The sequence below is a fragment of the Ralstonia flaminis genome, from assembly GCF_958415495.1.
Classification (GTDB): domain Bacteria; phylum Pseudomonadota; class Gammaproteobacteria; order Burkholderiales; family Burkholderiaceae; genus Ralstonia; species Ralstonia flaminis.
This window is the reverse complement of record NZ_CATZLL010000009.1, coordinates 90,242-108,223: the sequence shown is the minus strand read 5'-3', so window position 1 is coordinate 108,223 and position 17,982 is coordinate 90,242. Positions and strand designations below refer to the sequence as shown.

The window sequence follows — 17,982 nt, the reverse complement described above, 5'->3', positions numbered from 1 at the left end:
GCAAGCCTCTCAAGCATTGAGCCGCTTCGCTTTCAGCTGCAAACCGGCCGTCCGGATCATGGTCTGGCGGCCACCTGCGCTTGTGACCTGTGCCAAGCTCAAGCTGTTCGCTTGGCACGATTCTCCCGTTAGGGCTTGCTGATGACCAAGCGACTTGGAGCGTGGATTGGCCGCTCCGTATTTCAGGCAGTAGTGCGTGGCGCGCTGGCGGTGACGCTCGCGTTGTCCGTGGCTGGCCTGCCGGTCAATGCAATCGCCAGGGGTACGACCGGGTTGGCAGTCGCTGCGGGAACCATTCGCGCAACGGATTTGCCCAACGAGGCACAGCGCACATTTGCACTGATCGAGCAGGGCGGTCCATTCCCATATGCAAAAGATGGCAGCACGTTCGGCAACTATGAACGACGTTTGCCTGCGCAGCGGCGTGGCTACTACCGCGAGTACACAGTCAAGACGCGCGGCGCGCGCAATCGTGGCGCCAAACGCATCATTTGCGGTGGCGATCAGCAAGCGGTCAACGACTGCTACTACACGGAAGATCACTACAACAGTTTTCAACGGATACAGCGATGACGACCAACATGTTTGGGCTGGACGACTCGCTCACCGCACGCGATGAGCGCGTGGCCCGTGAAGCGTGGCACAAGGCGCAAAATCTGTACGACGGCGTGGTCGGGATGCAATCCCTGGGTGCGCGTGTTGGGGGCGCGGCGGCAAAACCGCAGCAGAACATCATGACGCAGGACATCACCAAGACGGACGACGACGGAGGTCGCGAAGACGCCATGAACCTGTTCAAGACGGTGCGTCCGAATATCGTGCAGTCGATCCGCGCGTTCCGCGTGGCGGATTTAGCAGAATCGGCGGCCAGCCTGGGCCAGCACTTCCTGTATGCCAATTGCGCGGCGGCAACCACCAAGAGCGAAGTGCTCGACGTGATCGCGCGTGAGTTCCTGTTCCCGAAGCATTTCGGCAAGAACTTCGATGCGCTGGCCGATTGCCTGACCGACATGATCTACAAGGCCGGTCCGCAACCGGGCTTCGTGATCGTGCTGGAAGGCCTGCCGTGCCAGCCCAAGTTCGACAAGGAAGCGCGCGAGGTGCTGCTGGACGTGTTTCGCGACGCAGCCGAGTTCTGGGGCGAGCGCAAGGTGCAATTCCGCGTGTTCTACTCGTTCGCGTGAACTTGAGCTGATTCAGCGCTGATTGATCGGCGTTGCAACAAAAAGCCCGCAGATGCGGGCTTTTTGCTTTGTTGCGGCGATGTTCTCAGGCCGCTGGCAGCGTGCCTTGCGGGGTCAGATGGTTCACGGCTTCCGGCAGGCCTTCAGCCAGCTGATTGGCGAGGTCGCCTTCATTGATGCCGAAGGTGGCGGCCAGCTTTGACACTTCCTCCAGTGCGCCCGTGCCGCTCAGTGCTTGCGTGATCTGCTCGCCGGAGACGGGCAGGTTCTGGCCGTTGCCGATCCACGATTTGACCTGTTCGCCCAGGCCGGCTTGCTCCAGGATCTGCTGCAGCGGGCCGAGGCCGGCTGGTGCTGCTGCGTCGACTGCGGCGGCGTGATCCGTATTGCCGCCACCAAGCAAGCCGCCGAGCAGGCCGCCAAGGCCACCGGCGCCACCTGCTCCACCCAGCAAGCTGCCGAGCGCACCTGCGCCGCCAGCCGCACCCAGCAGGCTGCCCAAGCCGCCCAGTGAGCCGAGCAGCCCGCCGCCTTGATCCGCCTGCGGCGCCGCATCGCCGGCACCTTGTGCGTTGCTGCCACGCTTCATTGCCAGGTAGGCCAATACGCCCACGGCCAGCAGCACCTTCTTGTTACCCAGCAAGGACGATTGGCCGCCGCTGGCGTCACCGCCGCCGAGGATCGAATCGAGTAGACCCATGATGAAGCTCCTTTGATTGATGGCGGGAAAGGGGATTGGGCCCGCCGGGTGGGATCAAACGGTCAATCTTTAGTCGTCAACATTCAGAACTCGCCGAGCACGGCGTGCAGCGCGGACATTGCAACCAGCGCCGCCGACTCCGTTCTCAGAATACGTCGCCCGAGTGTCAGCGGTAAGAAACCCGCACTTTCGGCCAGCGCTTCCTCGTCGGGCGAGAGTCCGCCTTCCGGGCCGATCAGCAATTCGACGCCAGCGTTCTCGATGTGCTCGCGCGATTGCACGGCCCATTGCGTGAGCGATTGTGTGCCGCGCGGCGACAGCAAAACGCGCGGTGTCTCGGTCGACTTGGCCGTCGCCAGCCACTCGCGCAGCGTGGCGACGGGCGCGACGGCTGGCACCCGCGCGCGGCCGCATTGTTCGCAGGCGGCCTGCACGAGGGCTTGCCAGTGCTGCACGCGCTTGGTGGCACGCTCGCCGGAGAGGCGCACCACACCGCGCTCGGTCTGCAATGGGGCGATGGCGTGCACGCCCAGTTCGACCGCTTTCTCGATCAGCCAGTCCATCTTGTCGCCGCCGGCAATGCCCTGCGCGAGCGTGACGGCGTAGCGCGCTTCGGTATCGGGCCGCGTGGCATCGGCCAGGCTGGCAGTCGCATCGCGTTTGTTGATGGCATCGAGCCGCGCGCGGAATTCGTGGCCGGAACCATCGAACAGGCAGATCTCGTCACCGATGGCCAGACGCAGCACGTGGATGTGGCGCGTGACGGCGTCAGACAGGGTGACGGTGGTGTGCGGGGCGAGCGGGGTGTCGACGTAAAAGCGGGGAAGCCCCATTTGAAGCAATCCTTGTGGTGAGTCAGGTCAGGCGAAGCCGTCAGCCTTCGTTGGCGGGGCGGCAGGCCAGACCCCAGCGGTAGCCATCGGGGTCGCGCACGGCGGCATAGCGTTCGCCCCAGAAGGCGTCGTGCGGTGCCATGACGGATGTGGCGCCCTGGTCCAGCGCACGCTGGAAGACGGCGTCGACGTCTTCGCAGTACAGGTGGAAACTCTGCGGGCATTCGAAGCCGGCGGCAGCCGGGGCTTTGGCGGTGGAGCCGAATGCACCTTCAGGGGCAAACATCAGCGTGAGTTGGCCCTGATAGGTCATCTCCACGTGGATGGGGCGGCCATGATCGTGCACTTCATCCTGCACGTCGAACCCAAAGGCATTGCGATAGAAAGCGATAGCGGCCGACGCATCATGCACGGTCAGGTACGGGACGAGCCACGGTGTATTGGCGGGACGGGGAAAACTCATGGCGTGCTCTCTTCGGAGGAATCGCAGTCCGGGCGACTAGTGTAGAGCGCCTGTAACGCCACAATCAAAAGAAATCAAAACACCTCGCCCGGCATCTGCTGGTTGCGCGCGCGGCCGCCGCTGCGTGCGACTTCATCCGCAAGCCATTGCCGGAAGAGCGCGAAGCCCGGGTGCTCCACCGCTTCGTGCGGATGGATCAGGTAGTACGACAGGCGTAATGATGCCTCCGTCGCCAGCGGCCGCACGAGGCGTCCGGCCGCGATGTCGTATTCGACGAGGATGCCCTGGCCGAGCGCCACGCCTTGGCCGTCAATGGCGGCCTGCAGTGCCATCAGTGCCTCAGAAAAGGCCGGCCCGCGTGTGGCATCGATCTGGCGCACACCCACTTCATCGAGCCATTGCTGCCACGTCGGGTGATGCGCGAGATGGCGCCCGCCGCGCTCATGCAACAGCGTGTGCGCGGCCAGGTCTTGCGGCATGCGGATCGCCTGTTGTAGCGCGGCGTTGCACACGGGGAAGAAGTCGGTGGAGGTGAACCACTCAACACGCAGGTTGGGCGCGTTGACCTGGCGGTCGTCGATGCACAGGTCGAACTGGCCGTGATCCTGCACGTCGGCGGTGGAGACTTCGACGCGCACATGCGGATGCTGGTTGAAGAAGCGGTACAGGCGCGGCACCAGCCATTTGGCGCCGAAGGTTGGCGGCACGGCCACGCGCAGCGGGGCGTCGGCGGTGTCCATCAGCAGGTCGGTAGCTTGTTCCAGCGCACGCAGGGCATCGCGCACGCGGGGGAGGTAGTTGTCGCCGGCGTCCGTCAGTGCGAGCTGGTTGTTGCGGCGGACGAACAGCTTTTTGCCGAGATGATCTTCGAGCTGTTTGACCTGATGGCTGACCGCGGCGTTGGTCACGCAGAGCTCGTCGGCAGCCCGGCTGAAGCTCAGGTGGCGCCCTGCAACTTCAAAGACGCGCAATGCATTGAGGGGAGGGAGGCGCCGTGGCATGCGTTCTCGTTAAGAAAAATTTAACGTATCGCGAAGAATTTGTAGTTTGCCACGTTAAGGCCCGGGCGACTACAAATGCGCCTGGGGACGGCAGCCAACTTCGCCTCCGCGATCTCAAACCCGCGAAGCGCCGGACCCCACCTAAAAAAACACACAGGAGACGTCATGAATCGAACCACCGCTGTTCGCGGGATGCTGGCGCGCGGGCTTGGGCTCATGCTCACGCTGGCTTGCTGGACCGCACCCACCTTCGCGCAAACCAACGTCACGCTGTACGGCCGTGTTGCCGCCGGCATCGACTATCAGAACAACGTTGCGCCCACGGCGACATCGCCCGGCGGCAGCCTCTGGCGTGGTGCCGACAACCAGTGGGGGACCAGCATGTTCGGTCTGATGGGCAAGGAAGATCTGGGAGGCGGTCTGCAGGCCGTGTTCCGCCTGGAGTCGGGCTTCCACTCCACGGATGGCACCACCAACGGCAACGCGCTGTTCAACCGCCGGTCGTACGTCGGCCTGTCGAGCCCGACCTGGGGCACGCTGACCGTCGGCAAGAACCTCTTCATCAGCAACGATGTCTGGTTCCTGGATCCGACTGGCCAGCAGTTCATCGGCTCGGCCACGCTGGTGCGCGGGCGCAACTGGCAGGGCGCCAACAACATCGTCGAGTATCAGAGTCCCACGTGGGGCGGCTTCCAGATCGGCCTGCAGACGGGGCTGGGCGAGCAGCCGGGGTCGTTCAAGAACAGCCGCCGGGATGGTGTGTCCGCCGTTTATTCAGCCGGGCCGGTGGAAGTGCGCGCGATCTATGACGTCATTCGCGATGCGGACGGCAAGTTCAGCGATATCTTCAACTTCTCGAAAGAGGCGACGCTGGGCGGCATCTACACCATCGGCAAGGCGAAGCTGTTTGCCGTGTACGAAAACCTCTCTGCGCCGGATGCCCCGGTCGGTGCGCCCACCAAGGCCAACCATTACTGGCTGGGTGTGAACTACGAGCTCACGCCAGCGCTGACGCTGATCGGCGCGGCGTACCGCATCAACGTGAACCACGGCGGCGGCAACGCCAACCTGTTCATGCTGGGCGCGAACTACAACCTGTCCAAGCGCACCATGCTGTACGCCAGCGTCGGCACGGTGCAGAACAGCGCCAACGCCAACTTCTCGGTGGAGGCGACCAACAACAATCCGGCGCCGGGTAAGAACCAGTTGGGTGCCTATACCGGCATCGTGCACTCGTTTTAAGCCACGGCCCTTCTCTCCCAAGCAATGCCACGCATGAACATCCTCACCATCGATACCGGTACCACCAACACGCGCGTCACGGTTTGGCGTGATGACGTTGCACTCTGCCAGGCCGCGCGCCAGGTCGGGGTGCGCGACACCGCCATCACCGGCAACAAGACGACGCTGCAGCGCGGCGTGCAGGACACCGTGGACGCCGCGCTGCAGAAAGCGGGCCTCGCCATCAGTCAGGTCGACCTCGTGCTGGCGTCCGGCATGATCACCTCCAACGTTGGCTTGCACGAAGTGCCGCACCTGGTGGCGCCGGCCGGCCTGCGTGATCTGGCGGCCGGCATGGTGCAGGCGAACATCCCCGAGGTGTGTGCTCAGCCGATCTGGTTTGTGCCGGGGGTGCGTAATCCGGTGGACAACCTTGGCCTGCACAACATCGAGTCGATGGACATGATGCGCGGCGAAGAGGTTGAGACGATGGGCCTGGTTTCGCGACTGGGCATCACCGAACCAGCGGTGATCGTGCTGCCGGGCTCGCATTCGAAGTTCGTGCATCTGGACGCCGACCAGCGCATCACCGGCTGCGTGACGACGCTGGCAGGGGAGTTGCTGCACGTGATTACGCACAACACCATCCTGGCCGATGCGCTGGATTCGGACTTCGCCAGCGAGGTCGATCCGGAGATGTTGCTGGCCGGCGCGCGCAGCGCCAGCAGCATCGGCCTGGGGCGTGCCTGCTTCATGGTGCGCACGCTGGGTCAGTTCACGATCTACGAGCGCAATGCGCGGGCCAACTTCCTGCTGGGCGCGGTGCTGGGCGCGGATCTGCTCACGCTCAAGAACAGCAGCGCGATCCGCATGAACCCGGGCACGCAGTTCGTCATCACTGGCAAGCCGCTGCTGCGCGAAGCGCTGGCCGTGCTGGTGTCTGACGACGATTTCTTCTCGGGCAAGGTGACAGTCACTAGCAGTGAACAGCAGGAACACCTGGCCGGCAGCGGCGCGATTGCGATCGCACGCGAGCGGGGTCTGGTGAAGACGTTGAAGGTGGCGCAAGCCTAGCGCTGGCGCGGCCAAGCCGATTTATCCACAACGGTTATCCACAGTAGTTGTCCACAGTGGTTATCCACAGCAAAACAGGGGCCGCCAAGACGGCACCGAAAGGAGACAAGATGAACCAACAACGACGCATTACCTTCAAGGCCATTGCGGCTGCCACGCTGTTTGCCATGGCTGGCGGCATCTCTGCTTTTGCTCACGCAGCGGAGGAAGTGAAGATTGGCTTTCTGGTCAAGCAGCCGGAAGAGCCCTGGTTCCAGGACGAATGGAAATTCGCTGACCAGGCCGCCAAGGAGAAGGGCTTCAAGCTGGTGAAGATTGGCGTGCCCAGCGGTGGCGAGGTGCTGACCGCCATCGACAACCTGGGTGCGCAGCACGCGCAGGGTTTCGTGATCTGCGTGCCGGATGTGAAGCTCGGGCCGGCGGTGGTGGCCAAGGCCAAACAGAACAACCTGAAGCTGATGACGGTGGATGACCGTCTGGTGGACGGTGCCGGCAAGCCCATCGAATCGGTCCCGCACATGGGCATCTCCGCCACGAAGATCGGCGAGCAGGTGGGCGACGCCATTGCGCAGGAGATGAAGAAGCGCGGCTGGAACCCGTCGGAAGTTGGCGCCATCCGCATTGCTTACGACCAACTGCCGACCGCCAAGGAGCGCACCGACGGCGCGGTGGCTGCGCTCACCAAGGCGGGGTTCCCGGCTGCCAACGTGCTGACCAGCCCGCAGGCCAAGACGGACACCGAAGCCGCCTTCAACGCCGCCAACATCACGCTCACCAAGAACCCGAAGTTCAAGCACTGGATTGCGTTCGGCCTGAATGACGAGGCGGTGCTCGGCGCCGTGCGTGCGGCCGAAGGCCATGGTGTGAAGCCGGCCGACATCATCGGTGTGGGCATCGGCGGCAGCCAGTCGGCGATGAACGAATTCGCCAAGCCCGAGAAGACCGGCTTCTTCGGCACCGTGCTCATCAGCCCGAAGCGTCACGGCTATGAGACCTCGCTGAACATGTACGACTGGATCAAGAACAACAAGGCGCCAGACCCGCTCATCCTGACCAGCGGCCGCCTGATGACGCGCGACAACGAGAAGGCCGTCCGCCAAGAGATGGGCCTGTGATCTTGCCGATGACGCGCATCGAGATGAGGAAGGAGACCGGCCATGTCGGCGTTTCTTGAGTTTCGTGGCATCAGCAAGGTGTTTCCGGGCGTGCGGGCGCTGTCCGATGTGTCATTCGGCATCGAATGCGGCCGCGTGCATGGCTTGCTGGGCGAGAACGGCGCGGGCAAGTCGACGCTGTTGAAGATCCTCGGCGGCGACTACCAGCCCGATGGCGGGCAGATCGTCGTCGAGGGCAAGCCGACTGCATTCCCGACCACGCGGGCCGCGCTCGATGCCGGTATTGCCGTCATCCACCAGGAACTGCAGACGGTGCCCGAGCTGACGGTGATGGACAACCTGCTGCTCGGCCACCTGCCGGCCAGCGGCGGGTTCATTCGTCAGCGCGAGGCGATGGCGTGGACGCGCGAGCAACTCGGCCGCATCGGCGTTGATCTGGACCCGCGCGCCAAGCTGAAGCACCTGTCGATTGGCCAGCGCCAGATGGTGGAGATCTGCAAGGCGATCCTGCGTGATGCGCGCGTGATTGCGTTGGATGAACCGACGAGTTCGCTGTCGATCCGCGAAACCGACATCCTCTTCCGGCTGGTGAAGGACTTGCGCGCGCAGGGCCGGGCGTTGATCTACATCTCACACCGGCTGGATGAAATCTTCGAGCTGTGCGACGGCTGCACGATCTTCCGCGACGGCCGCAAGGTGGCGGATTTCCCGTCGATGGCGCACGTGACGCGCGATGAGCTGGTCGCGCAGATGGTTGGCCGCCAGATCGACGACATCTTTGATTACCGCCCGCGCACGCTGGGTCAGGTACGCCTGCAGGTGGAGGGGCTGATGGGCCCGAAGCTGGCGGAACCGGCCAGCCTGTCCGTGCGACGTGGTGAGATCGTCGGGCTGTTCGGACTGGTGGGCGCGGGGCGCTCGGAGTTGGCGCGGTTGATTTACGGTGCCGACCGCAAGACAGCAGGAACGATCGCGCTGGACGGCGCACCGATCCGCATCCGCGATGTGGCCGACGCCATCCGCCAGGGCATCGTGCTGTGCCCGGAAGACCGCAAGGAAGAGGGCATCATCGGCTGCCGCTCGGTGTCGGAGAACATCAACATCAGTTGCCGGCGCCACCAGCGGCGCTTTGGCCTGTTCGTCAACGACAAACAGGAAGCGAAGACAGCAGACCACTACATCGCCCGCCTGCGCATCAAGACGCCCAACCGCGAGCAGCCGATTCGCCTGCTGTCCGGTGGCAACCAGCAGAAGGCCATCCTGGCGCGCTGGCTGGCGGAAGACGACATGCGCGTCCTGATCATCGACGAGCCCACGCGTGGCATCGACGTGGGTGCCAAGAATGAGATTTACCAGGTGCTGTACGAGCTGGCCGAACGCGGCGTGGCTGTGCTGATGATCTCCAGCGAACTTCCGGAAATCCTTGGCGTGGCCGACCGCGTGCTGGTGATGAGCGAAGGCCGCATCGCCGGAGAACTGCCGCGCGAGCAGGCCAACGAACAGGCCGTGCTCAAGCTCGCCCTGCGTCCTGAATCTGCGCCGCTACCGACGGCACCGCTGGCTGCCTGAGAACCCCGGAGTCCAAGATGTCCCAGTCTCAACCTTTGCAACATGCTGATGCCTTGGCTGCATCGGCTCGTACCGCCATGAACAAAACGCGCCTGCTCCGCCTGCTGGACGACTTCAGCCTCCCGCTGATCTTCGCCATCCTCTTTGCCGCGCTCTCGTTCTCGGTCGAGTACTTCTTTTCGTGGCAGAACATGGTGGGCCTTGCGCTCTCCGTCTCGCAGATCGGCATGGTGGCCTGCACCATGATGTTCTGCCTGGCCTCGCGCGACTTTGATCTGTCGATCGGTTCCACCGTGGCGTTTGCCGGTGTGCTCTGCGCCATGATCATCAACGCCACCGGCAGCATTGCGCTGGGTATCGGCGTGAGCCTGGTGGCGGGCGCGGTGATCGGCGGCGTGAACGGCTTCGTGATCGCCAAGCTGAAGATCAATGCGTTGATCACCACGCTGGCCACGATGGAGATCGTGCGCGGCCTCGCCTTCATCGCCTCGCATGGGCAGGCGGTGGGGGTGTCGGAGATGGCGTTCTTCGATCTGGGCAACACCATCATCCTGGGTGTGCCGACGCCGGTGTGGGTGGCCGCGCTGTGCTTTGTCGTCTTTGGCGTGCTGCTCAACAAGACGGTGTACGGGCGCAATACGCTGGCCATCGGCGGTAACCCGGAAGCGGCACGGCTGGCGGGTGTGAACGTCAACATGACGCGCATCGTCATCTTCCTGATCCAGGGTGTGATTGCGGCACTGGCGGGCGTGATTCTGGCCGCGCGCATCACCAGCGGCCAGCCGAATGCGGCGCAGGGCTTCGAGCTGAACGTGATCTCGGCGTGTGTGCTGGGTGGTGTCTCGCTGATGGGCGGGCGTGCCAGTATCAGCGGCGTGCTGGTTGGCGTGCTCATCATGGGCACCGTGCAGAACGCGATGAATCTGCTGAACATCGATGCGTTCTACCAATACCTCGTGCGCGGCGGCATCCTGCTTGCGGCGGTGCTGGTGGACCAGTTGAAGCATCGCGGCGGGGCTGAACGATGAAAGCCACGACGCTCTCCGATCTGCGCTGCACGCTGGGCGAAGGCATCGTCTGGGACGACGCCCTGCGTGTGCTCTGGTGGACCGACATCCAGGAGTCCTTGCTGTGGCAGCACGATCCGGCGACGGGGCAGGAGCGCCAATGGCCGCTGCCGCAGCGCATGGGCTCGTTTGTGCTGACGGACGAGCCGGGCGTGCTGATCCTCGGGCTCGCCAAGAACGTCGCACGCTTTGACACACGAACCGGCACGCTGACGTTGCTTGCTCCGGTGGAGCCTGATGTGGCGGGCACCCGGGTCAACGACGGCCGGGCGGATCGCTCCGGCAATTACGTTTTCGGCACCATGCACGAAGGCGGCCCGGAGCCCGCCGGCAGCTTCTACCGTTTTACGCCGCTGGGCGTGCTGCAACGCTTGGCCTTGCCCAACGTCACGGTCGCCAACAGTATCGCCTTCAGCCCCGAGGGCACGACGATGTATTGGTGCGATACGCACAGCCGCCGTATCCACGCCTGCGACTACGACGGCCAGAGCGGCGCGACTGGGCACGTCCGTGTCTTTGCCGACTTGCGTGACGCGGATGACGGCGTGGGTCACAAGGGCTCACCCGATGGCTCCACCGTCGATGCCGAAGGCTGCCTGTGGAATGCGGAATGGGGCGGCAATCGCCTCACACGCTATGCGCCGGATGGGCGCGTGCTGGTGCATCTTGCGGTGCCGGCATCGCAGCCGTCGTGTTTGGCATTCGGCGGCGCCGGCTTGGACACGCTGTATGTCACCAGCGCCCGCGAGGGTTTGTCTGCACGCCGTTTGGCTGAAGACGTGAATGCCGGCGCGGTATTTCAACTGACCGTGCCCAACGTGCGTGGACTACCGGAGGCCCGTTTCGGCCATGCCCATGTTGCAGCTTGAGAACGGCGTACTGCGCGCCGACGTGCTGCCCGAGTCGGGCGGAGGGCTGCTGCGCTTTGACCTGCTGCGTGGTAACGAGGTCGTGCCGGTCTTCCGGCCTGCTCAGCTTGACGAGGCATTGCGTGAGCCCAAGGCGCTGGCGTGCTACCCGCTGGTGCCGTGGTCCAACCGCATCGGCGGCGGGCGTTTCATGTTTGCGGGCCGGACCATCGAGGTGCCCCTCACGCGCGACGACGAAACCTATCCTTTGCACGGCCACGGCTGGCTGATGCCGTGGCACAAGGTGGCCGAGGGGGAGGCGTTTGTCGAGCTGGCGGCCATGGTCGACCACGGCACGCCGTTCCGCTACCTCGCGCTGCAGCGCTACACGTTGGCAGGCAACACACTGCAGATTGCGCTGACGGTGCGCAACGAGGGGGCGCCGCTGCCGTTCGGGTTGGGCGTGCACCCGTTCTTCCCGCGTACGCCAGACGTGCGCCTGCACGCGAGTGCAACCGGCATGTGGCAATCCGCGCCGGACGATCTGCCCACCGTCTTGCAGGCACCGCCTGCGCATGCGGATTTCCGCAAGCCCCGGCAACTGGAGCCCGGTCACACCATCAACCAAAGCTTCGAGGGCTGGGACGGCGCTGCCGACATCATCTGGCCTAGCCGCCGCCTGTCGGTGCGGGTAACGGCCACCACCTCGCGCTATGTGCTGTACACCCCGGCCCAGTACGACTTCTTTTGCTTTGAACCCGTCGATCACACCATCAACGCACACAACCTGCCGGGGCTGCCGCAAGACCACGGCCTGACCATTCTCGGTACGGGCCAGAGCTTGCAGCGCGGCTACCAATTCACCGTCACTACGATCTGACGCATGACTGCTTCTCCCACGTCTTTCCCGCCGCGCCTCGCCGGCAAGGTCGCCCTGGTGACGGGCGCCACGCAGGGCATCGGCGGTGCGATCGCCAAACTGTTCGCGCAGCACGGTGCCCGCGTGATCGTCAACGCGCTGGTGCGTGACGAACGCGCCGAAGCCTTTGCTTCTTCCATCGACAACGACGACAACATCCTGCTTGTGCAAGCCGATGTGCGGCACCGCGATCAGATTGATGCGATGGTCGCGGCGGGCGTCGAGCGCTTTGGCGGCATCGACGTGCTGGTCAACAACGCGGGCATCAACGTGTTTTCCGATCCGCTCAAGCTGAGCGAAGACGACTGGGCGCGCTGCCTGTCGGTCGATCTGGAGGGCGCATGGCATTGCGCGCGCGCCGTGCTGCCGCACATGCTGGCGCGCGGGGCGGGCAGCATCGTCAACATCGCCTCGGTGCACGGGCACAAGATCATTCCGGGCGCGTTTCCGTATCCGGTGGCCAAGCACGGGCTGATCGGGCTCACGCGTGCGCTGGGCATCGAATATGCGGCGCGCGGTATCCGGGTGAATTCGATCTCGCCGGGGCTGATCCTCACGCCGATTGCCGAGGCCGGCTTTGCCGCCGCCCCCGATCCTGAAGCCGAACGCCGCCGCCAGGCTGAACTGCTGCCCTGCAAGCGCATCGGCGAGCCCGAAGAGGTGGCCTACACCGCGCTGTTCCTTGCCTCTGACGAGGCGCGCTTTATTAACGCGACCGACATCCTGATCGATGGCGGCCGCTCGCAGCTCTATCACGAATGACCTGGACAACCCACCTTCCGCTGATCGCCATCCTGCGCGGCATCCGACCCGACGAGGTGCTTGCGCATACGCAGGCGCTGGTCGATGCGGGTTTTGATGCGATCGAGATTCCGCTCAACTCGCCCGATTGGGCGCAGAGCGTGCAACTGGCGGCGCGCGCCTTCGGTGACCACGCGCTGATCGGTGCCGGCACCGTGCTCAAGCCGGCCGACGTTGCGTTGATGGCGGCGGCCGGCGGCAAGCTGGTCGTCACCCCCAACACGAATGCGGATGTCATCCGCGCGGCCGCTGCACGCCAACTCGCCACGTGCATCGGCTGCATGACGGCCACCGAAGCCTTTGCCGCACTCGATGCAGGTGCCGAGGCGTTGAAGATCTTCCCCGCTGGCGCGCTGGGCCCTGGCTACGTGCGCGCACTCAAGGCCGTGCTGCCGCCCGAGGTGCCGGTGTTCGCCGTCGGCGGCATCACGCCGGAGAACCTCGCCGACTACCTTGCCGCCGGGTGCATCGGCGCCGGGCTCGGCAGCGATCTCTATCGCCCCGGCCAGTCCGTCGAGCGCACCGCTGAGCGCGCCCACGCCTTCGTCGCCGCTTACCGCTCCGTCCAATCCGACCGCACCGCCTAATCGCACCATCGATCCATGAAAATCACTCGCCTGACCACGTATCGTCTGCCTCCGCGCTGGATGTTCCTGAAAGTCGAAACCGACGAGGGCGTCACGGGCTGGGGCGAGCCCGTCATTGAAGGCCGTGCGCGCACGGTGGAAGCGGCGGTGCATGAACTGTCCGACTACCTCATCGGCCAAGACCCGAGCCGCATCAACGACCTCTGGCAGACCATGTACCGCGCTGGCTTCTACCGCGGCGGGCCGATCCTGATGAGCGCCATCGCCGGCATCGACCAGGCGCTGTGGGACATCAAGGGCAAGGTACTGGGCGTGCCGGTGTACGAACTGCTCGGCGGCCTCGTGCGCGACAAGATGCGTACCTATAGCTGGGTCGGCGGTGATCGCCCGGCCGATGTCATTGCCGGCATGAAGGCACTACAGGCCGGTGGTTTCGACCACTTCAAGCTCAACGGCTGCGAGGAGATGGGCATCATCGACACCGCCCGCGCGGTGGATGCGGCGGTGGCGAAGGTGGCGGAAATCCGCTCCGCCTTCGGCAACACGGTTGAGTTCGGGCTGGACTTCCACGGCCGTGTTTCTGCGCCGATGGCCAAGGTGCTCATCAAGGAATTGGAGCCGTACCGCCCGCTCTTCATCGAAGAACCCGTGCTGGCGGAGCAGGCCGAGAGCTACGCTCGCCTGGCCGCCCACACCCATCTGCCGATCGCTGCTGGCGAGCGCATGTTCTCGCGCTTCGACTTCAAGCGCGTGCTGGAAGCGGGCGGGGTGTCCATCCTGCAGCCCGATCTGTCGCACGCCGGCGGCATTACCGAATGCCTGAAGATCGCCGGAATGGCCGAGGCCTACGATGTGGCGCTAGCGCCGCACTGCCCACTTGGGCCCATCGCACTGGCCGCCTGCCTGCATATCGATTTCGTGAGCTGGAACGCCACGTTGCAGGAGCAGAGCATGGGCATCCACTACAACAAGGGCGCCGAATTGCTCGATTACGTGCGCAACAAGGCCGATTTTGCGCTGGAAGGCGGCTATATCCGCCCGCCGCGCCTGCCCGGATTGGGCGTGGATATTGACGAAGCGCTGGTCATCAAGCGCAGCAAGGAGGCGCTCGACTGGCGCAACCCAGTGTGGCGCCACGCCGACGGTTCCATCGCGGAGTGGTAAGCCGGGCGCGGGAGGAAGGGCAGGGGCGGCTGCAGCCGGTTGCAACCATCGAAAACCGACCCAGCGGGGACATCCCCGTCTGGTAAAATCGCGGTTTTCCCGCCTTCTGCCCGCAGGTTCGCATGACCGCTCCCGCACTCCACTCGAATACCAACCAGCCCACCCAATTGATGGCCAACGCCATCCGCGTGCTTGCCATGGACGCCGTTCAGCAAGCCAATTCGGGCCACCCCGGCGCGCCGATGGGCATGGCGGACATCGCCGTGGCACTGTGGAGCCGCCACCTGCGCCACAACCCGCTGAACCCGCGCTGGCCCGATCGCGACCGCTTCGTGCTGTCGAATGGTCACGGCTCGATGCTGATCTATGCGCTGCTGCATCTGACCGGCTACGACCTGCCGATGTCGGAACTGAAGAACTTCCGCCAACTGCACAGCAAGACCGCCGGCCACCCGGAATACGGCATCACGCCGGGTGTGGAGACCACCACCGGCCCGCTGGGCCAGGGCCTCACCAACGCCGTCGGCATGGCGCTGGCCGAACGCCTGCTGGGCCAGGAGTTCAACCGCCCGGGCTTCGACATCGTCAACCATCACACCTACGTCTTCCTGGGCGACGGCTGCCTGATGGAAGGCATCAGCCATGAGGCCTGCTCGCTGGCCGGCACGCTGGGCCTGAACAAGCTGATCGCGCTGTGGGACGACAACGGCATCTCGATCGACGGCGACGTCGTCCACTGGTTCAACGACGACACCCCGAAGCGCTTCGAAGCCTACGGCTGGAACGTGATCCGCGCCGTGGATGGCCATAACGTGGCCGCTGTCGACGCCGCCATCGCCGAAGCCAAGAAGTCGAACAAGCCGACGCTGATCTGCTGCCGCACCGTGATCGGCAAGGGCGCCCCCAACAAGGAAGGTGGTCACGACGTGCACGGCGCCCCGCTGGGCGGCGTGGAAATCGCCGCCGCGCGCGAAGCGCTGGCCTGGCCGCACGCCCCGTTTGAAGTGCCGCAAGCCGTGTACGACGCATGGGATGCCAAGGGTCAGGGCCAAGCCCTGGAGAAGGCCTGGAACGCGCTGTTCGATGCCTACTCCGAGCGCCACCCGGCCGAAGCCGAGCAATTCGAGCGCCGCATGCGCGGTGAACTGCCGGCCAACTTCGAGAAGGCCGTCGCCGAGTTCGTCGAGAAGTGCGAACTGAAGGCTGAAACCATCGCCACCCGCAAGGCCAGCCAGAACACGCTGGAAGCCTACGGCCCGGTGCTGGGCGAACTGCTGGGCGGCTCGGCCGACCTGACCGGCTCGAACCTGACCAACTGGAGCGGTAGCAAGGCCGTGCGTGTGGATGCCTGGGGCAACCACATCAACTACGGCGTGCGCGAGTTCGGCATGAGCGCCATCATGAACGGCATCGCGCTGCATGGCGGCTACATTCCGTACGGCGCCACGTTCCTGACGTTCGCCGACTACAGCCGCAACGCCCTGCGCATGGCCGCGCTGATGAAGATCCGCTCGATCTTCGTCTTCACGCACGACTCCATCGGCCTGGGCGAAGACGGCCCGACGCACCAGTCGATCGAACACGTCGCCAGCCTGCGCCTGATCCCGAACATGGATGTGTGGCGCACCGCCGATACCACCGAAACCGCTGTCGCTTGGGCAGCCGCCATCGAGCGCCAGAACGGCCCGAGCTGCCTGATCTTCAGCCGCCAGAACCTGCCGTTCCAAGCCCGCAATCCGGCCACGCGCGAAGCCATCGCCCGCGGCGGCTACGTGCTGCGCGATGCGGCCAATGGCAAGCCGGACGTGGTCATCATCGCCACCGGTTCGGAAGTCGGCCTGGCGGTTGGCGCTGCTGACCAACTGGCTGCCGAAGGTATCCATGCGCGTGTGGTGTCGATTCCCTCCACCACCGTGTTCGACAAGCAAGACGCCGCCTACAAGGCCAGCGTACTGCCGGCCGGCGTGCCGCGTATCGCGGTCGAGGCGGGCGTGACCGATTTCTGGTGGAAGTACCAGGTGCAAGCGGTGGTCGGCATCGACACGTTCGGTGAGTCGGCCCCGGCGGGCGTGCTGTTCAAGCACTTCGGCTTCACCGTCGAGAACGTCGTGAACACCGCCAAGAGCGTCATTGCTTAACTGAATTTGCGCACGCGGCACCCACGAGGTGCCGCGCTGGTTTTTATCGCATCGTCGATTTCATTTTTGCTATCAGGAGACTGACCATGACCATCAAGATCGGCATCAACGGCTTCGGCCGCATCGGACGCATGGTGTTCCGCGCCGCCATCGCCAACTTCAAGGACGTTGAAGTCGTTGCCATCAACGACCTGCTCGAGCCCGACTACCTGGCGTACATGCTGAAGTACGACTCGGTGCACGGCCGCTTTGACGGTGAAGTGTCGGTCGACGGCAACACGCTCGTCGTCAACGGCAAGAAGATCCGCCTGACCGCCGTGAAGGATCCGGCCGAGCTGAAGTGGGGCGAAGTCGGTGCTGACGTGGTGATCGAAGCAACCGGCATCTTCCTGACCAAGGAAGGCGCACAGAAGCACATCGACGCGGGCGCCAAGAAGGTGATCATGTCGGCCCCGTCGAAGGACGACACCCCGATGTTCGTGTTCGGCGTGAACCACGCGTCGTACAAGGGCGAAGCGATCATCTCGAACGCCTCGTGCACGACCAACTGCCTGGCACCGGTTGCCAAGGTGCTGAACGACAAGTGGGGCATCAAGCGCGGCCTGATGACCACCGTGCACGCTGCCACCGCCACGCAGAAGACCGTGGACGGCCCGTCCAACAAGGACTGGCGCGGCGGCCGCGGCATCCTGGAAAACATCATCCCGTCGAGCACTGGCGCTGCCAAGGCCGTGGGCGTGGTGATCCCGCAGCTCAACAAGAAGCTGACCGGTATGTCGTTCCGCGTGCCGACCTCCGACGTGTCGGTGGTCGACCTGACCGTCGAGCTGGAAAGCGCTGCCACGTACGCTGAAATCTGCGCCGAAATGAAGGCACAGAGCCAAGGCGCGCTGAAGGGCGTGCTGGGCTACACGGAAGACAAGGTCGTTGCGACCGACTTCCGCGGTGACGCTCGCACCTCGATCTTCGACGCTGAAGCCGGTATCGCGCTGGACGGCACCTTCATCAAGGTCGTGAGCTGGTACGACAACGAGTGGGGCTACTCGAACAAGTGCCTGGAAATGGCGCGCGTGGTGGCCAAGTAATCGGCACTTTGTGGCACGGGAACCGTGCCACTCACGTATTCATGATGCAAGCCAGTTAATTTGACTGGTGCTTCATGCAAAGGCGGCATGATGGGCTTTCAAGCCTGTCATGCCGCCTTTGTTATAGTGCGAAACGAAAACGTTTGCGTAGAAGCAAATTTAGGGTGCAGGCCACTGGAATTCGCTTTGAAAATTGGGACGTGTTCCGTACAC

General features: G+C 64.4%; 18 protein-coding genes. 14 read left to right on the top strand and 4 right to left on the bottom strand.

The window, feature by feature from the left end; genetic code table 11:
• Positions 1-141 precede the first annotated feature (141 nt).
• The gene (locus tag R2N11_RS15275) at positions 142-573 is read left to right on the top strand and encodes a ribonuclease (protein ID WP_316681613.1); all 432 of its coding nucleotides are present in this window, start codon (positions 142-144) and stop codon (positions 571-573) included.
• Positions 570-1,184 (top strand): barstar family protein, encoded by a 615-nt coding sequence (locus R2N11_RS15270; RefSeq protein ID WP_199031498.1) that lies wholly within the window; start codon positions 570-572, stop codon positions 1,182-1,184. The genes R2N11_RS15275 and R2N11_RS15270 overlap by 4 nt, the downstream gene beginning before the upstream one ends.
• A gap of 85 nt (positions 1,185-1,269) precedes the next feature.
• Here R2N11_RS15270 and R2N11_RS15265 read toward each other — a convergent pair whose 3' ends face one another.
• The 4 genes from R2N11_RS15265 to gcvA form a co-directional block, all read right to left on the bottom strand.
• Entirely contained in the window at positions 1,270-1,884 is a 615-nt protein-coding gene (locus R2N11_RS15265) for a YidB family protein (protein WP_316681612.1), read from the bottom strand.
• 83 nt (positions 1,885-1,967) lie between these two features.
• Positions 1,968-2,717, bottom strand: a complete 750-nt coding sequence (locus R2N11_RS15260) for a 16S rRNA (uracil(1498)-N(3))-methyltransferase (RefSeq protein WP_199032635.1) — start codon at positions 2,715-2,717, stop codon at positions 1,968-1,970.
• A gap of 40 nt (positions 2,718-2,757) precedes the next feature.
• Complete coding sequence (locus R2N11_RS15255; protein ID WP_199032636.1) at positions 2,758-3,180, bottom strand: VOC family protein; 423 nt, start codon at positions 3,178-3,180, stop codon at positions 2,758-2,760.
• A 74-nt stretch (positions 3,181-3,254) separates the two neighbouring features.
• Positions 3,255-4,181 (bottom strand): transcriptional regulator GcvA, encoded by a 927-nt coding sequence (gcvA, locus tag R2N11_RS15250; protein ID WP_316681611.1) that lies wholly within the window; start codon positions 4,179-4,181, stop codon positions 3,255-3,257.
• A gap of 165 nt (positions 4,182-4,346) precedes the next feature.
• Here gcvA and R2N11_RS15245 point away from each other — a divergent pair, with 165 nt between their 5' ends.
• From R2N11_RS15245 to gap, 12 genes are all read left to right on the top strand, one after another.
• Complete coding sequence (locus R2N11_RS15245) at positions 4,347-5,423, top strand: porin (protein WP_316681610.1); 1,077 nt, start codon at positions 4,347-4,349, stop codon at positions 5,421-5,423.
• A 33-nt stretch (positions 5,424-5,456) separates the two neighbouring features.
• Complete coding sequence (locus R2N11_RS15240; protein ID WP_316681609.1) at positions 5,457-6,476, top strand: 2-dehydro-3-deoxygalactonokinase; 1,020 nt, start codon at positions 5,457-5,459, stop codon at positions 6,474-6,476.
• A gap of 110 nt (positions 6,477-6,586) precedes the next feature.
• Complete coding sequence (locus R2N11_RS15235; RefSeq protein WP_199032640.1) at positions 6,587-7,591, top strand: arabinose ABC transporter substrate-binding protein; 1,005 nt, start codon at positions 6,587-6,589, stop codon at positions 7,589-7,591.
• A 42-nt stretch (positions 7,592-7,633) separates the two neighbouring features.
• Positions 7,634-9,160 carry an L-arabinose ABC transporter ATP-binding protein AraG gene (gene araG / locus R2N11_RS15230; RefSeq protein WP_316681608.1) on the top strand — a complete coding sequence of 509 codons (1,527 nt, stop codon included), beginning with the start codon at positions 7,634-7,636 and terminating at the stop codon, positions 9,158-9,160.
• Positions 9,161-9,177: 17 nt separating this feature from the next.
• Positions 9,178-10,188, top strand: a complete 1,011-nt coding sequence (araH, locus tag R2N11_RS15225; protein ID WP_316681607.1) for an L-arabinose ABC transporter permease AraH — start codon at positions 9,178-9,180, stop codon at positions 10,186-10,188.
• The gene (locus R2N11_RS15220) at positions 10,185-11,096 is read left to right on the top strand and encodes an SMP-30/gluconolactonase/LRE family protein (RefSeq protein WP_316681606.1); all 912 of its coding nucleotides are present in this window, start codon (positions 10,185-10,187) and stop codon (positions 11,094-11,096) included. Before araH ends, R2N11_RS15220 begins: the two co-directional genes overlap by 4 nt.
• Positions 11,083-11,955, top strand: a complete 873-nt coding sequence (locus tag R2N11_RS15215) for an aldose 1-epimerase (RefSeq protein ID WP_233177128.1) — start codon at positions 11,083-11,085, stop codon at positions 11,953-11,955. Before R2N11_RS15220 ends, R2N11_RS15215 begins: the two co-directional genes overlap by 14 nt.
• A 3-nt stretch (positions 11,956-11,958) precedes the next feature.
• On the top strand, positions 11,959-12,756 hold the full coding sequence (locus R2N11_RS15210) for an SDR family oxidoreductase (protein ID WP_316681605.1): 798 nt from the start codon (positions 11,959-11,961) through the stop codon (positions 12,754-12,756).
• Positions 12,753-13,382 (top strand): 2-dehydro-3-deoxy-6-phosphogalactonate aldolase, encoded by a 630-nt coding sequence (locus tag R2N11_RS15205; protein ID WP_199031302.1) that lies wholly within the window; start codon positions 12,753-12,755, stop codon positions 13,380-13,382. Before R2N11_RS15210 ends, R2N11_RS15205 begins: the two co-directional genes overlap by 4 nt.
• A gap of 15 nt (positions 13,383-13,397) precedes the next feature.
• Positions 13,398-14,546, top strand: coding sequence for a galactonate dehydratase (gene dgoD, locus R2N11_RS15200; protein ID WP_316681604.1), 1,149 nt, complete (start codon positions 13,398-13,400; stop codon positions 14,544-14,546).
• 122 nt (positions 14,547-14,668) lie between these two features.
• Entirely contained in the window at positions 14,669-16,684 is a 2,016-nt protein-coding gene (tkt, locus tag R2N11_RS15195) for a transketolase (protein WP_316681603.1), read from the top strand.
• A gap of 86 nt (positions 16,685-16,770) precedes the next feature.
• Positions 16,771-17,769 carry a type I glyceraldehyde-3-phosphate dehydrogenase gene (gap, locus tag R2N11_RS15190; RefSeq protein ID WP_316681602.1) on the top strand — a complete coding sequence of 333 codons (999 nt, stop codon included), beginning with the start codon at positions 16,771-16,773 and terminating at the stop codon, positions 17,767-17,769.
• The last annotated feature ends 213 nt before the right edge of the window (positions 17,770-17,982 follow it).